We start from the raw sequence: 14459 nt of genomic DNA on the forward strand, positions 1-14459 counted from the left end.
CCTGGGCTTTTGAACACGGCGTGCAGATAGAGTTCACTCGTCCAGGGAAGCCCACAGATAATGGACACATTGAAAGCTTTAACGGAAAATTCCGAGATGAGTGCTTAAATCAGAACGTGTTTCTGTCCCTGCACGATGCCCGCAGAACAGTCGAAGCCTGGCGGCAGGATTACAACCAGCGGCGACCGCACAGTTCCTTAGGCTGGCTGACACCGGAAGAATTTCGGGCAAAGAATATAACCTGCAACCCATTGGGAACCACTAACTTACAAGTGGTATACGCAGTGGGGTAAGGTCATAAGAAACGGGATGAGCGCAAGAGATTTTGAGCGACAAACATATATCCCCTGGTATGAGCATTTGGTTACAGAACAAAAGAAGGCTCTTCTTGCTGCCAGTGCTGATTTTGACAGTGGCGGCAAGCACGAGGCATTGGGCAAAGAAGCCATGCGGGGACTTATTGTGCCGCCATTGGCTCTATTGTTCTCTTTACTCGGCATCATTGTGCATGTCTGCAAAACAGGCTTTTACTCCTTACGAATCCTGATTCCCTGGCTGTCATTGGCTATATTCGTTAATGTTGTTTTGTTTGGCACACTGATAGCGACTCCCCTGTTTTTGTCCAACCCCATTAGCCGAACTGCGGTATTTGGCCGCATTGAAAGCAGGATAATTACAGATAATCCCTATACGGCAAAAGTGCTGCGCTGGATTATTGAGGGGCAGACGTACATCTACCCGGTAAATAACTGGATCAGAATACATATGCTGCGCGGGGCAACATTTGGAACAAATGAGAATTTGAATACTGCACAAATCGTTGCTGCTCCATTTGTAAATAAATCCTGACTGTAGTTATTTGTCAGTATTATCATTTTGATTATTTTTCTCCATAGTTGCCATTTCATCATCCAGTCGGGCAAAGCCTGCAAGAGCGCGGCTCAGGTTCCTGTCCTTAAGAAATTCTCGAGCGGCAGAGATAAGGCGTTCTCTGTGTTCAGGGGCGGCGTTTCGGTATCTGCTTTCAACCATAATGCCCCAGGCAATAAGTTGCCCGGTACGCTCCTTGCGGGCCTCTTTGCTCAGCGCTGCTGCCTTTTGAGCCAGCTTCTGCTTTTGGCGTTGCAGGCTGAGCATTTTTTCCGCAAGAGTTTTGCGAAGCGCCCCGGAGGGCGCAGGGCTGTTGGAAACTGTCTGATTGTCTTTATTCATAGGAATCTCCTGTGTATTTGTTGGTTGCGTCGCTACGTCGGTTCAAAATCGGTTGCAGCGCTGTCAGGGGTGCTTGATGCGTCCTCCGGGTAATCCGATCCTGATGGTTCCGGGGCATCAAGATTTATCCGAATCACACCATTGTGCTCTGCCCGTTGGGGCGGTTCAGGATTCTCCAAACTCATTCTATGTATGCCGGGGCTGTGTAAGGGCAGAATCCGGCGCGCACCTTGCTCATCCGTAGTTTTTGTTGTGCTGGGCCGGGCAAGCCATTGTTCCATGAACCGGGCGTCCAGCCTGTCAGTAGCCTCAAAAATTTCACGGACCACGAAGCCGCATTCAACACAGACATTTAGACAGGACGCCTTGAGTTGTTTGAGGCGTGTTTTATTCAGGTAGTCCTGAATATACTGAATGTTGCTGCGATCAACAGCCGCCAGAATTTCCTGTTGAATATTATGGCTGACCGAAATGATGCTCGCGGTTTTTTCAGCAAGGGCACTTAAGCGCGATGAAGGATGGGGTGTGGAGATCAAGTGCGTCTGATGGATGGCCTGCGCGTTGATTCTATCCACAGCATGAAGAATTTCCCTGATAACAGATCCGCATTCCACCAAGACTTCAGTGCTGCGCTTCTTAAGAAGCTGCACTTGGTGCTGGCGAATGCTGTGTTCAAGGCAGCGCAAGTTTGCTGCCTCAACCAGGGCATGAATATCCGCTTGGATTTCCCCAGAGGCCCTGACACAACGTTGTGTCAGAGCCTCCAGGGCCGCTAGTCGTCCTGTTTTGGTTGTAGGGGCTGCAGAAGCCGGACATCCGTCTTCAACTGCGCATGGTCTTGCTCCAGTGCTTCCAGACGTGCCACCAGATTCTGCACCGAATGAGATGGCGGAACTGCTCCCTTGCCCATATTTTGTAGTTGAGCTTCTACCTCCAATAATTCCTTGTGAACCAAATCCATCATTGCCAAGGCCTGCCCCCAATCGTTGTCTGATTCGTCCTTCACCAGTTTTTCCAAATAAGTTGCTATGTGTGGTTTCATGTTCGTCAATTCCCGCTGAACAGTTTCTGTCACTTTCGCTTCCCAAATATCTGACATTTTCAATCTCCTTTTGTAGTTGTATGATGCTAGCATTATTGCCCTGAATAGCCCGGTTGAGTATGCCTCGCTCTGTTTCCAAACCACGTCGGGTCATTGTTGTTGCCGCAGACCCCACATGAATTTGTGGCAACAAATCAACTCTCTGGTCTTTGAAGGAGCGGTGATCGATTGTTCCTCCATAAAATTGGAGATACTCGTTGCAGAAATCCGCCCATTTTTCACGAACATGCAGAAGATGTGTTGTCCGCGTTTTCAGGTCGTCGAGCTCTCGCGTTTTTGCGCCCAGCGTCCCCTCCTGCGAATAGCAGCGAGTTGTGAACATGACGTGCAGGTGAGGATTTTCCTGCAGGTCATTTTTGTCCTTTCTGTGCATGCAGCAATCCACTGCCACCTGATATTCCAGAGCAAGCCAGCGGCAAAATTGGGCCGTAAGCTTGAACCGCTCCTCCTTGTTCAGCTCCACAGGAATGGCCATATCCATCTCTCGAGCCAGGGTGGAGTTTTTGCGTTTTTCAGTGTTCTCCGCCAACAGCCACAAGTCTTGTCTGCTGATAGTGGGACAACCCTCAGGCACAAAAATCTCTCGCGCCACTACCCCTTGCTTGCGCCGAAAATCGAACACTCGGCCATCGGCAGCCGTCAGACGAGACGCTGCCCTGTAAGCAGCGGCAGCTACCGCGCTTCTTCCGTCAGCGCGGCTGATGGTCTGCATATGAAGATGATAAATCGCCACAGCCTACCCCTGGCAGTCCTTGTGCATTTCGCATTGGGGGGTCGAGGGGCGCAGCCCCCGCGCACGCAAACCGCGAAGCGTGTTTGCATAAGTGCGCCCTTGCGGGATTTTCATCAGTAAAGAAAATTTGTGGGTACAAAAAAACACTGCACGCCCTCCGTTTAGAAGAACGTACAGTCGCAGTTTTGCTAATGCACCTCTTTATGGCGTAAAGAGTAGTGCGCAAAAAAGATGAGGCCCACAGAAGCATGTATCTGCGGGCCTCACTAGAAAAATGTAGGTATGTTATATGAGCTTCAGGCGGAATGATTTTTCCGGGTCAAGAAGCTTTTTATGCGTCTGCTTGCGCTGTAAGCCCGCTGCCATGTGAAGAATGCTTTCGGCTTCATCAACGATGCCTTTCCATCCATCGCGGCCCACTACCTGTGTTTCATTTCTGATGGCTTTATCAATTCTCACAATGCCATCAAGTTCTTCGGGAAGTGTGAAGGATTGCATTGCCATCCATAAATGAGCCACGGGCTTGAAGGGTGCCCAATAGTTTTTGATCAGATTGTCAGCGGAAGGACAGGAAATATCTGCGCGCTCTTCAAGAGGCTTCATTAGAAGCGCTTGATTTAGGCTTGCCGCTACTGACTCAAGGGTTTTTTCTGTTAACAGGACGCCCTGCAGTATCTGCCCGGTTAGTATTCCCTGCCACGCACGTGACTGTAATGACCCATCACCCTTGCTGGGAAAAGATGCCTGCGTGAGTATATCGCAATAGGTGGAGTGAGTACCAAAAGTCTCTTTAATAACAACATGCATAATCTCTGGGTAATTTTTTGGATCCTGCTGTTCCAGTTCCTTGAGCGCCGTTTTCATGGCCAGAGCCTGATAGCGTAACCGGTGCCCATTCTCGTTCGCGCGCGGAAAAATCATATGGCTATAGATGAAAGAACCGCAGATAATGTCAATACCGCTCCCATAATCATTCTCGTAGAAGTATCTTGGAAATGACACCGTAAGATCTGGCGGTAGCTGTTCCATGCTTGGTCTCTCATAGAAGTTAGTGTGTTACGTGTCACGCAAATGCTTATACTATCCCCGGCGTTGGTAAGATCGAAGCCACTTCAGCCTCTCTTTAGCAGTCTCTTGGAAGCGACAAACAACGGGGTAGCTTGTCCATAAAAAACACCTCTGACCATCATTCAGAATTGTTTGTAACGTAAATATCAATACGGTGGAAATAAGGAACCACCATGTCTGAACATTCTCAAATAAATACCATAGGTAAAGTGCTCACAGCAAGAGAAGTCGCTGCGATCTTCCGCCTTGATGTGCGAACGGTCAGGCGGTATTATACAGCGTTCGGGGGTGTGCGGATTGGGCACGCTCTAAGGTTCCTTGAAAATCGCATATTGGAGATATTCAATGGCAACCTTCACGAGCAAGAAGAAGGGCTCCCCCAAGCGTTGGAAAGGACAGGTCTGGTTTCAGGGCAGAATGGCAGCGGTAAAATGGTTTGGCAGCAGCAAGGCCGACGAGAGGAATGCCATAGCGTGGGAAGTAACCACCAGGAAGCAACTGGAGGAAGAAGCCGCGACTGCGCCGGAAAAAGTGACCCCTTTGGTCTCCGCGCCCCAACGGGTGACGATTCTTGAGTGGGGAACGGCCTACCTTGAAGAATGCCAGCGGCGCAACACCCTGGCGACTTTCAAAGAGAAACGTGACGGCTTTCGGCGGTTCATCCGCTACCTTGAGCAAACCAAGGGACTGTCACCAGATGATACAGTTGAATCCTTCGACAGAAAAAAGGCCCGCAAGTATCTTGCCTGGCAGCATGATCAGCGCGGCCCCAACTGCTCCAACAAAGACCGTAAAATCCTGACCACCGCTTGGAAGTGGGGCGCAGCGTACCTTGACCACTTTCCGCTGGATATGCCGGATTCGTTTCTGGCCTGCCAGCGGTATGCGGAGATACGGGTTCCCCGTTACATTCCGCCGGAAGAGGATTTCTGGAAAGTCTACGAGGCGGCTCCAGAGCGTGAGAAGGCCATGCTGACCTGTTTTCTCAACCTCGCAGCGCGTAAGGGCGAACTGCTCAAGTTGACTTGGCAGGATGTGGATTTTGAGCGCGGCACCGTTGTGCTAACAACGCGCAAAACCCGCACAGGCACGGCAAAACGTGACGAAATGCCCATGAATGAGGACGTGCGCACTACCATGCTCTGGCTGTGGCAATACCGTCAGGGCAAAGGAAACCATGTGTTCACCTGCCCGGTTGAGCCGTACGTCGGGCAACCCTATAAAACGGCAGCTCACGTGATGAAAAGGCTTTGTGCCAAGGCCAAGGTGAAACCATTTGGATTTCATGCCATCAGGCATCTGGCTGCCACCATTCTGGCCCAGGAGGGCAAGAGCCTCTTTGCCATCCAGCACGCCCTGCGACATGAAAAGCAGACAACCACGGACAGGTACCTGCACAGCCTTGGAGCATTCGCGGAAGTTTCGGATGCCCTGAGCGCATTGGCAAGCCGTGGCCCTGCAAGTTGTCACCCCTTTCCTGCCCCTTCCGCGCTTTCACGGAAAAAGGATTCTTTTACAAGTGAAAATGAAGAGAAGCTGGGGGGAGGGGCAAAGGCAGACGTGGTTCGCCGCAATCAGGGGCTGATTTCCGGTAAACTCATCCCAACTGGAACGGAGTAGAGAACATGATTCAGGCTTTCTTATTTGGAAACGAAAAAAGGCTGCACTTAAGTGCAGCCTTTTTCAAAACTAACCCCCAGGGCTAGCTCCCTGTGGGTATCTGGTGAGGTTTTTACTGTAACCTCTTGGAATCAATTGGCGTCCCCAAGGGGATTTGAACCCCTGTCGACGGCGTGAAAGGCCGTTGTCCTGGGCCGGCTAGACGATGGGGACGCGGTGTTGTGGCTGGGCTGCAAGGACTCGAACCTTGATTAACGGAGTCAGAATCCGTCGTCCTGCCAATTGAACGACAGCCCAACGCGAGAAAAGTGTATATGTGAAACTGCCGGGTAGTGTCAACAGAAAATCTGAAAAAAATGTTTTAGCCTGCATTTTTATGCTATGCCTTCCATCTTCAACGAAGTTTTGGGAGGTGGCACCTGTGCAGGCATGTGAATAGAAGGGCGAGGAGGTGGTGCGCTTTTTTAGCTTTGCCCGCTGGCGAAACAGCTCTGGGATCTGGTTACTGATTGTTAAACTTTGGACTTAAGCTTGACAATATCTTGCATAAAGGTATGTTTTTCCACATGCGCCAATGGTCGGCAGACCAGAGAATTGGTGCTGCAAGTATCGGTTTCCAGCTGTTTCCGCGGCAAGACGCCTCATGAAGACTGCTCTGTTCTTTATGGAACAAGGTGGTCTGCGTGGCGTAGGTCCGGCTGGAGTTTGTTTGTTTAGCTTAACCTGTACGGAGGAGTTTGGGTATGGCATCAACAAAAGCCTATAATGAAGACAAAGTAGCCCTGCTTATCGGCTGCTTCATCTTCTTGCTGGCGCTGGGCAAGTTCGCTGGCCTGGATCTGCTGGGCTGGGGCCTCAAAATGGGCATGTGGGTTAACAGCCCGCTTGATTGCTGGAAATCGGCATCCAAAGGCATGTTGCCTGGCGTGGGGGCTCTGATCGCCAGCTATGTGTTCATTGCCGCCGTCATGTCCGTGGGCATCAAGCTCATGAAGGGCAACATCGGCAAGTTCCTTTACGGTTTTACCTGCATTTTCTTCATCGCCATCGCCTGCTACACTGTTGGCGCCAACGCCTACATTGCAGCCAACCCCACGGAAATCGCCAAGCAAGGCATCACCTGGTCGCTTGGTCTGAGCACCGAGGCTGGCCTTATTGTGGCCTTGGTCATGGGTATTCTGCTGGGCAACCTTACGCCCGGTTTTGCTGAATCCCTGCGCGAAGCCTGCCGCCCCGAACTTTTCGTCAAGATCGCCATCGTTATTCTTGGCGCCGAACTTGGCGTGAAGGCCGCCGACGCCGCTGGCTTTGCCGGTCACGTTATTTTCCGAGGCCTGTGCGCCATTGTTGAAGCCTATTTGCTGTACTGGTCCGTTGTTTACTACGTGGCTCGTAAGTACTTCAAGTTCAACAAGGAATGGGCCGCCCCCCTTGCTTCGGGCATTTCCATCTGCGGCGTCTCGGCGGCCATTGCCACCGGCGGCGCTATCCGCGCCCGGCCTGTGGTGCCGATCATGGTTTCCTCGCTGGTCGTGGTGTTCACCTGCATCGAAATGCTGATTCTGCCTTTCATCGCGCAGCACTTCCTGTACACCGAACCCATGGTGGCCGGTGGCTGGATGGGCCTCGCCGTTAAGTCTGACGGCGGCGCTATCGCCAGCGGTGCCATCACTGAATCCCTGATTCTTTCCAAGATGGCTGGCCTTGGCACCAAGTGGGAGCCAGGCTGGATCGTGATGGTTACCACTACCGTCAAGATATTCATCGACATGTTCATCGGCGTTTGGGCCCTGGTCCTCGCCTATATCTGGACTGCCAAGTTCGACAAAACCCGTGGCGAGCGCACCATGACCTGGAGCGACGTTATGGATCGTTTCCCCCGCTTCGTGCTGGGTTACCTTGGCACCTTCCTGATCCTGTTGTTCTTCTGCCTGTCTTCGCCTGAACTGCACAAGCTCGGCAAGTCCATGGCTGGCGCCCTCAACGGCTTCCGCGTCATGTTCTTCCTGCTGACCTTCTTCAGCATCGGTCTGGTGTCCAACTTCCGCAAGCTGAAGGAAGAAGGCATCGGCCGCCTGGCAGTTGTGTACATCGTGTGCCTGTTCGGCTTCATCATCTGGGTGGGCCTGTTCATTTCTTATGCCTTCTTCCACGGCATGACCCCGCCTGTGATGGCTGGCTAGTCCAATATACGGAGTAAGTTATGGAAACGAAAACTGAAGTTAAGCTTCACGAAGAAATCGAGAAGATGGAATACGAACCGCTGGATCCCGTTGAACTCAAGCTCGTTCACTGGAGCTGGGGCATCGGCGTGGTTCTGCTGGTTGTGCTCTTTGTCATCAGCAAGTTCGTCATGACCACGCACTAGACGTGTCTGACGCCCATTGATATGAACGCCGGGGAGGGTTTCCTCCCCGGCGCTCTTGTGTGCTGCGACTGTAACGATGCAGCCCCATAATGTGAAAATGAATACGTCCGCTGTCACGGCCAAGATTGCACGCTATGGCATGACTGGGCGGGCAAACAAATGCCAGCCCCGCAAGCCCCTGCCTGCGGCGCATGACTGCCCCTTGCACCGGGCTTGATAACCGTTCGTCCAGCATTTGCTGGCGAAACTGTGCGAAGGATAAGGCTATGCCGCATTATCATCTACGCTTTATGAAAGGCCCCAATTATACCCTGAATCTGGAATTTGAAACCGTTGTGGAGGCCCCTTCCTTTGAGGAAGCCTTGAAGCCTCACACCGACTGGCCCATAACCGAAAGTTATGACCACGCCACGGCCACGGCCTGGAACCCCGGCACCTGCATGTATTATCAGGAAATGTGGGAAGCGGCCCTGCTGCCCGAAGGTGAAAGCAAGTAATGCCCCCACGTTACATAGTCAGCGCCTGTCTGGCTGGAGAACGCTGTCGCTATGACGGCGGCGACAATACCTGCGCGCTTGTGGTACAGCTGGTGGAAGAGGGCAGGGCAGTGCCTGTCTGCCCAGAGATTCTGGGTGGGCTTGAAACGCCGCGCAGCCCCTGCGAACGGCTGGGCAACCGCGTTGTGAACCGTGACGGGCAAGACGTGACGGATGCTTTTGAACGCGGCGCGGCCATGGCTGTGGAATTTGCCCGCAAGAATGCCTGCAACGCCGCAATTCTTAAGAGCCTTTCGCCGTCCTGCGGATTTGACCGTATTTATGACGGCAGCTTTAGCCATACATTTTGTGTGGGGGATGGCGTGTGGGCAGAGATGCTGCGCGCCGAGGGATTTGCCCTGTTCAGCGAACTTTCGCTCCCTGACGAATCCTGACCAGCATCAGACAAAAGCTGCCAGTGCGATAAAGCCGGGCGCGAGTCGGAAATTTCCGATAACGCGCCCGGCCTCTTTTTTGTTTGTCAAAATGCTGCTTCGCAGACTGCCGTGATGCAGACAATCAGAGCGGCAGGCTCTTTTGCGGGCACAATACTCTCGCGCAACTGCGTGATGGCTTCACATCAGATACGTACAGAATGCCTTGTTGCAGCGAGTGTCTCTCAGGCAACAGGCTGTGCGGTGGCGATGCCGCGCTCTGCAAGCGCAGCAACAACCTTGGTGCAAAATTCCGGCAGCAGTTTTTCGGCTTCCGGGGTCAGCCCAACCTGCATGGTGTGGTAGTCAAAAGGCTGTAGGCCAAAAACAACGGCCTGCACATCGTGCCCGGCCATGCTGCACGTGATCAGAGTATCCAGAAGATCTGTCTGGTGCATGGAATCGCGGAAGCTCAGGCTTTTGCGCAGGTCTTCGCCTTCCAGCATATAGATGGTGCCGGGTTTTTCCGGCCCAAGAACTACGTCAAGAACCACCAGCGTATCGCAATCCATCAGCGTGGACATAAGCAAAAGGCCTTGTGTGCCGCCATCTTCAAGGCGAACATTTTCCGGCCATGTGTATTTGGCCTGCAAATATTCCACGGCGCGTACGCCAAAGCCTTCGTCTGTCAGCAATATGTTGCCGACGCCCATAATCATTATTCTTTTTTGTTCCACGTTGGCGCTCTCATGTGGGGGTTGCTGCCAGTGTGCGCACGGCGTCCCAGGTGGATGCAATGCCGCATATCTGTGCAGTATGCCAAAATATTTTTCTCTGGTCTATGTTGTTTGCGCAGCTGAGTTGCAGGCTGTTTGTGGGGATGCTGCTGCGGCGGCTCAAAATAAAAAAGGGCGGGGAAGCCCCGCCCTTTTCAAAGCCAATTTACTGCGTGTTCAATGCGCTGCTACAGCACCTTGAACTTGTGCACTTCGTTGGTTTCTCCATCGATAACGTGCACGGCACAGGCGATGCAGGGGTCGAAGGAGTGGATGGTGCGCAGGATTTCAACCGGGCGCTTGGGATCGGCCACAGGCGTGCCGACAAGCGCATGCTCGGCAGCACCCATAACGCCCTTGGCGTCCCGGGGTCCGAGGTTCCAGGTGGTGGGCACCACGAGCTGGAAGTTGCCAATCTTGCCTTCTTCAATGCGGATCCAGTGCGAAAGACCGCCACGGGGGGCATCCAGGAAGCCCACGCCCTTGGCATTGGCAGGAACAGCGTAGTCTTCGACGATCTGCTTGTCCTTGCCAATGTTGTTTTCGTACTCGTTGAGCCAGTTTTCGGTCTGCTGGGCGATAACCAGAGTCTGGATACCACGGGCGGCAGTACGGCCCAAGGTGGAGAACAGGGCTTCGGGGCCCACGTTCAAGGCCTTCAGCACGCCGTCAACCGCAGGCTTGATGGTCTTGTGGTTCTGGGCGTAGGCCACCAGGACCTGAGCGAGAGGGCCGGTTTCCATGGACTGACCCGCGTAGCGGGGAGCCTTGAGCCAGGAATAACGGTCGGTGTCGCCCATCTTGGTGAAGAAGGGTTTGGTTTCGCCTTCGTAGGGGGTGCGGGCCTTGTCGCCTTCGTACCAGCTGTGGCGTACGTGTTCTTCGATCTTGGAAGGATCAAAGGGCTGGACCGAGCCGATCTTGCGGTCATAAATGACGCCGGGCTTGTACCAGCGGCTGTTGAGGTCGCGTTCGCCGCCAGCAGCGGGGAACTCGCCAAACGCCATGAAGTTGTCGGTGCCGCCAATGGCCGCCCAGTCCTTGTACTGACCGGCAACCATGAGCAGGTCGGGAATGTAGACCTGTTCAATGAAGGTGCGGGCCTTCTTGTACAACTCGCGGAATTCCTTGATGCGCTGGGGTGTCAATGCTTCGTAGCAGGTCACGCCGCCAGCCACGGTGAACTGGGTGTGCGGGTTTTTGGCGCCGAACACGGCCATGCCCTTGGCAATATCAACCTGGGCGCGCAGGGCTTCCAGATAGTGGGTGGTGGCAACCAGGTTAGCTTCCGGCTCCAGGTAGTAGCTCGGGTGCCCGCCCAGGAAGTAGGCGTTGGTGAAGGGGCCAAGCTGTCCGCTTTCAATAAAGGTCTTCAGTTTGGCCTGCACGGCGGCAAAGTCTTCTGCCTTGGCCGGGCGCGGCGAAATGGACTGGGCCAGCTTGGCTGCCTTGGCCGGGTCGGCCTGCAGGGCATTGGCCACGTCCACAAAGTCGAGGGCGTGCAGGTGATAGAAATGCACCAGATGGTCATGCATGAACTGCATGGCCATAACGAGGTTGCGGATATAGGTGGCGTTAGCCGGAATGGGCTTGTTGATGGCGTCTTCAAGCGCGCGGGTGGAGGCAAGGGCGTGCGTGTAGGTGCAGACGCCGCAGGTGCGCTGGGTGAAGTGCTGGGCATCGCGCGGATCGCGGCCCTTCAGGATGACTTCAAGGCCACGGTAAAGTGTACCGCAGCTGCGGGCGTCCTTGATTTTGCCGCCTTCAACTTCAACTTCAATACGCAGATGCCCTTCGATGCGGGTCAGCGGGTCCACCACAATGGGCCCGGTGTAGCTGCTCTGGGGCGTTTGTTTGATCTGGCTCATGATTCCCCCTAGTTCTGGTAGAACGGCGACATTTCGTCCCAGAAACCGGGTTCGCTGCAACCAATGCAGGGATGCCCGGCAGCCACCGGCCAGTTGGTCTCATTGAAGAGAACCTTGGGACAGTTGTTGTACGTCTGCGGGCCTTTGCAGCCCACTTCGTAAAGGCACCAGCCCTTGCGCGCTTCTTCCGAATTGAAGGAAGGCGCAAACTCGCCAGCGTCGAAGTGCTTGCGGCGTTCGCAAAGGTCATGCACGCTCTGACCAAAGAACATGAGCGGGCGGCCCAGTTCGTCCAGTTCGATTTTCTGGCCCTGCAAAAAGGCCACAAGTGCGCCGACCATATTGAGGGGGTTGGGGGGGCAGCCGGGAATGTTGATGCCCTTGACGCCCAGGCTGGCAAAGCATTCGTTCACGCCCTTGGCGCCGGTGGGGTTCGGCTTGGCAGCCTGAACGCCGCCGTAGCAGGCACAGGTGCCAACGTTGACCACGGCCTTGGCCTTGGGCAGAATTTCTTTGCAGATGTCGTACATGGTATGGCCGCCAATGTAGCCATACTTGTTGTCCATACCCGTAGGAATGGCACCTTCGACCATACAGACAAAGCCATTGGGGTTTTCCACGGCGGCATGCAGGGCCTGTTCGGCGGCTTCGCCAGCGGCGGCCATGATGGTTTCGTGGTAGTCAAGAGAGATGGTGTCAAGAATGACGGCATCAATAAAGGGTTTGTAAGTGCGCAGCAGCGCTTCGGAACAGCCCGTGCATTCAGCGGCGTGCAGATACACCACCGAAGGACGACGCCCGGTCAGCGCAGCGGCCACCTCGGAGGCGAATGAGGGGCCAAAACCCATCGTCACCGCCACCGCCGTGCAGAATTTCATGAAATCACGGCGGCTTATGCCCTGGCGCTCTAAACGCTCTTCTCCGCCTTTTTTGCCCAGACCCACGGCAATACGCATAATAGCCTCCTGGCAAAAGTGAGTGAAAGGCTTTGCTCGGCCCCGCCACAGGGCCCGCTTGCGGCGCAACAAAATCGCGCCAACTCCGCATCAAGACAGCGGCGCTACAATGTACGAAAGGCCGCTCTTTTTGCGGCGCTGTCAGCAAACAAAAATCAGAAACTCGGGCGGTGCGTTGCAGCGCGTATTGTCATGGCTATCCCCAGAATGCCTCACGCCACAGGGCGACCACCTGCTTCTTAGAATCCTATACTTCTACATGCAAACGGTCAATAGGAAGGAACTTTTTTTGCTTTCTCTTCATCAGCCGTACAGGAAATTTCTCAGGCAGGCTTGGTGGTTGCCTCGCCTCTTTGCTTGCGCTACGGTGCCTGAATCGCACGGCATTGCAGCCGGAAACATGCGACAATTTCCAACACAAGCACAGCAGAGGACGGCATGAAAACGGAATCTCTTTGTCTGCATGCGGGCTATGAACCGGGCAATGGCGAACCCCGCGTTCTGCCCATAGTGCAGAGCACTACCTTTAAATACGACACCACCGCCGAAGTGGCGAAGCTTTTTGATCTTGCAGAAGCGGGCTTTTTTTATACCCGCCTTGGCAATCCTACGGTTGACGCCGTGGAACAGAAAATCGCCGCCCTTGAGGGTGGCGTTGGCGCGCTGTGCACCTCGTCCGGCCAGGCGGCAAGCATGCTCTCCCTGCTCAATGTGGCCCAAAGCGGCGACCATGTGGTAAGCGCCGCCAGCATCTACGGCGGTACGTTTAATCTGTTTGCCGTTACCCTAAAAAAAATGGGCATTGAAGTCACCTTTGTGGATCAGACCGCCTCCGAGGCCGAGCTGGAAAAGGCCTTCCGCCCCAACACGCGCGCCGTGTTTGGCGAAACGCTCTCCAACCCCTCCATGGATGTGCTGGATATTGAGCGCTTTGCCAATCTGGCCCACAGACACAGGCTGCCCCTGATCATCGACAACACCTTTGCCACGCCCGTGCTTTGCCGCCCCTTTGAATTCGGGGCCGACATCGTAGTCCATTCCACCACCAAATATATGGACGGCCACGCCCTTCAGGTGGGCGGAGTCATCGTGGACAGCGGCAACTTTGATTGGGCTTCCGGCAAGTTCCCCGAGTTTACCGAACCCGATCCTTCCTACCACGGCCTTGTGTACTCCCAGGCCTTTGGCAAGGCCGCCTACATCGTCAAGGCGCGCGTGCAGCTCATGCGCGATATGGGCTGCTGCCAGAGCCCTCAGGGCGCGTTCTACATCAATCAGGGCCTCGAAACCCTGCCCCTGCGCATGGAACGCCACTGCCGCAATGCCGAAGCCGTCGCCGCCTATCTGGAAAAGCATCCCGCCGTGGAATCCGTCAATTATCCGCGCCTGCCCGGCCACCCGCAAAAAGCCCTGGCCGACAAGTACATGCCCAAAGGGTGCAGCGGCGTCATCTCCCTCTCCCTCAAAGGCGGACGGGAAGCCGGCGCGCGCTTTATCGACAGCCTTAAAATGATCTCCCTCCAGGTTCACGTGGCCGACATCCGCACCTGCGTGCTCCATCCCGCCAGCTCCACCCACCGCCAGCTCACCGATGATCAACTGCGCGAAGCCGGTATCACCCCCGGCATGGTGCGCCTCTCAGTGGGCGTTGAGCATGTGGATGATATTATCGCCGATCTGGATCAAGCTCTGGGGCGCTAGGGTCTTTTTGACCGCTGACTGCGTCAGGCGGATTCTCTGTTTGGGTCATGCACGTCTATGCGCACTCCCCGCTCAGAAAATCCGCCTTTCTTGTCAACAGCCAAAAATTCTCTTAGCGCGGGGAACTGTGCAGGGCGGGAAGCAG

At 54.5% G+C, this 14459-nt stretch carries 14 protein-coding genes and 2 tRNA genes; 8 read left to right on the forward strand and 8 right to left on the reverse strand.

The annotated features are described in order from the left end of the window. Positions 1 to 293 (forward strand): integrase core domain-containing protein (locus G449_RS17310; RefSeq protein ID WP_022659993.1); only part of this gene is annotated, 293 nt, incomplete at its 5' end. A 16-nt stretch (positions 294 to 309) separates the two neighbouring features. After that, positions 310 to 849 carry a hypothetical protein gene (locus tag G449_RS0114250; RefSeq protein ID WP_022659994.1) on the forward strand — a complete coding sequence of 180 codons (540 nt, stop codon included), beginning with the start codon at positions 310 to 312 and terminating at the stop codon, positions 847 to 849. A 6-nt stretch (positions 850 to 855) separates the two neighbouring features. Here G449_RS0114250 and G449_RS0114255 read toward each other — a convergent pair whose 3' ends face one another. The 3 genes from G449_RS0114255 to G449_RS18505 all read right to left on the reverse strand — a co-directional run bounded on the left by G449_RS0114255 (position 856) and on the right by G449_RS18505 (position 4076). Beyond that, entirely contained in the window at positions 856 to 1137 is a 282-nt protein-coding gene (locus tag G449_RS0114255; RefSeq protein ID WP_159060483.1) for a hypothetical protein, read from the reverse strand. A 107-nt stretch (positions 1138 to 1244) separates the two neighbouring features. After that, the gene (locus G449_RS18215) at positions 1245 to 3047 is read right to left on the reverse strand and encodes a MobA/MobL family protein (protein ID WP_081640583.1); all 1803 of its coding nucleotides are present in this window, start codon (positions 3045 to 3047) and stop codon (positions 1245 to 1247) included. 285 nt (positions 3048 to 3332) lie between these two features. Further along, a complete protein-coding gene (locus G449_RS18505) occupies positions 3333 to 4076 on the reverse strand; it encodes a hypothetical protein (protein WP_027181038.1) in 744 nt (247 codons plus the stop codon). 384 nt (positions 4077 to 4460) lie between these two features. Here G449_RS18505 and G449_RS17915 point away from each other — a divergent pair, with 384 nt between their 5' ends. Continuing rightward, positions 4461 to 5735, forward strand: coding sequence for a tyrosine-type recombinase/integrase (locus G449_RS17915; protein WP_022660000.1), 1275 nt, complete (start codon positions 4461 to 4463; stop codon positions 5733 to 5735). Between the two features lie 136 nt (positions 5736 to 5871). Here the strand turns inward: G449_RS17915 and G449_RS0114285 are convergent. Beyond that, positions 5872 to 5948: transfer RNA gene (locus G449_RS0114285), tRNA-Glu, on the reverse strand. Positions 5949 to 5957: 9 nt separating this feature from the next. After that, positions 5958 to 6032 (reverse strand) — tRNA-Gln (locus tag G449_RS0114290). 446 nt (positions 6033 to 6478) lie between these two features. Between G449_RS0114290 and G449_RS0114295 the strand changes: the two genes are divergently transcribed. The 4 genes from G449_RS0114295 (at position 6479) to G449_RS0114310 (ending at position 9034) form a co-directional block, all read left to right on the forward strand. After that, a complete protein-coding gene (locus G449_RS0114295; RefSeq protein WP_022660001.1) occupies positions 6479 to 7918 on the forward strand; it encodes a putative sulfate exporter family transporter in 1440 nt (479 codons plus the stop codon). A gap of 20 nt (positions 7919 to 7938) precedes the next feature. Then, entirely contained in the window at positions 7939 to 8103 is a 165-nt protein-coding gene (locus G449_RS0114300; RefSeq protein ID WP_022660002.1) for a hypothetical protein, read from the forward strand. Positions 8104 to 8369: 266 nt separating this feature from the next. After that, positions 8370 to 8600 carry a hypothetical protein gene (locus tag G449_RS0114305; RefSeq protein WP_022660003.1) on the forward strand — a complete coding sequence of 77 codons (231 nt, stop codon included), beginning with the start codon at positions 8370 to 8372 and terminating at the stop codon, positions 8598 to 8600. Beyond that, entirely contained in the window at positions 8600 to 9034 is a 435-nt protein-coding gene (locus tag G449_RS0114310) for a 2-thiouracil desulfurase family protein (protein WP_022660004.1), read from the forward strand. Before G449_RS0114305 ends, G449_RS0114310 begins: the two co-directional genes overlap by 1 nt. 224 nt (positions 9035 to 9258) lie before the next feature. Here G449_RS0114310 and G449_RS0114315 read toward each other — a convergent pair whose 3' ends face one another. The 3 genes from G449_RS0114315 to G449_RS0114325 form a co-directional block, all read right to left on the reverse strand. Next, positions 9259 to 9750 carry a HyaD/HybD family hydrogenase maturation endopeptidase gene (locus G449_RS0114315; RefSeq protein ID WP_022660005.1) on the reverse strand — a complete coding sequence of 164 codons (492 nt, stop codon included), beginning with the start codon at positions 9748 to 9750 and terminating at the stop codon, positions 9259 to 9261. 227 nt (positions 9751 to 9977) lie between these two features. Continuing rightward, the gene (locus G449_RS0114320; protein ID WP_022660006.1) at positions 9978 to 11657 is read right to left on the reverse strand and encodes a nickel-dependent hydrogenase large subunit; all 1680 of its coding nucleotides are present in this window, start codon (positions 11655 to 11657) and stop codon (positions 9978 to 9980) included. An 8-nt stretch (positions 11658 to 11665) separates the two neighbouring features. Next, positions 11666 to 12613 carry a hydrogenase small subunit gene (locus G449_RS0114325; protein WP_022660007.1) on the reverse strand — a complete coding sequence of 316 codons (948 nt, stop codon included), beginning with the start codon at positions 12611 to 12613 and terminating at the stop codon, positions 11666 to 11668. Positions 12614 to 13051: 438 nt separating this feature from the next. Between G449_RS0114325 and G449_RS0114330 the strand changes: the two genes are divergently transcribed. After that, a complete protein-coding gene (locus G449_RS0114330; RefSeq protein WP_022660008.1) occupies positions 13052 to 14314 on the forward strand; it encodes an O-acetylhomoserine aminocarboxypropyltransferase/cysteine synthase family protein in 1263 nt (420 codons plus the stop codon). Positions 14315 to 14459 lie beyond the last annotated feature (145 nt).

The sequence above is a fragment of the Desulfovibrio desulfuricans DSM 642 genome (assembly GCF_000420465.1).
Lineage (GTDB): Bacteria > Desulfobacterota > Desulfovibrionia > Desulfovibrionales > Desulfovibrionaceae > Desulfovibrio > Desulfovibrio desulfuricans.

What these genes read in the sequence shown, in the direction of transcription:
- G449_RS0114250 (WP_022659994.1), top strand. Translation starts at nt 310, where the DNA reads ATGAGCGCAAGAGATTTTGAGCGACAAACATATATCCCCTGGTATGAG.
- G449_RS0114255 (WP_159060483.1), bottom strand. Translation starts at nt 1,137, where the DNA reads ATGCTCAGCCTGCAACGCCAAAAGCAGAAGCTGGCTCAAAAGGCAGCA.
- G449_RS18505 (WP_027181038.1), bottom strand. Translation starts at nt 4,076, where the DNA reads ATGGAACAGCTACCGCCAGATCTTACGGTGTCATTTCCAAGATACTTC.
- G449_RS17915 (WP_022660000.1), top strand. Translation starts at nt 4,461, where the DNA reads ATGGCAACCTTCACGAGCAAGAAGAAGGGCTCCCCCAAGCGTTGGAAA.
- G449_RS0114295 (WP_022660001.1), top strand. Translation starts at nt 6,479, where the DNA reads ATGGCATCAACAAAAGCCTATAATGAAGACAAAGTAGCCCTGCTTATC.
- G449_RS0114300 (WP_022660002.1), top strand. Translation starts at nt 7,939, where the DNA reads ATGGAAACGAAAACTGAAGTTAAGCTTCACGAAGAAATCGAGAAGATG.
- G449_RS0114305 (WP_022660003.1), top strand. Translation starts at nt 8,370, where the DNA reads ATGCCGCATTATCATCTACGCTTTATGAAAGGCCCCAATTATACCCTG.
- G449_RS0114310 (WP_022660004.1), top strand. Translation starts at nt 8,600, where the DNA reads ATGCCCCCACGTTACATAGTCAGCGCCTGTCTGGCTGGAGAACGCTGT.
- G449_RS0114320 (WP_022660006.1), bottom strand. Translation starts at nt 11,657, where the DNA reads ATGAGCCAGATCAAACAAACGCCCCAGAGCAGCTACACCGGGCCCATT.
- G449_RS0114325 (WP_022660007.1), bottom strand. Translation starts at nt 12,613, where the DNA reads ATGCGTATTGCCGTGGGTCTGGGCAAAAAAGGCGGAGAAGAGCGTTTA.
- G449_RS0114330 (WP_022660008.1), top strand. Translation starts at nt 13,052, where the DNA reads ATGAAAACGGAATCTCTTTGTCTGCATGCGGGCTATGAACCGGGCAAT.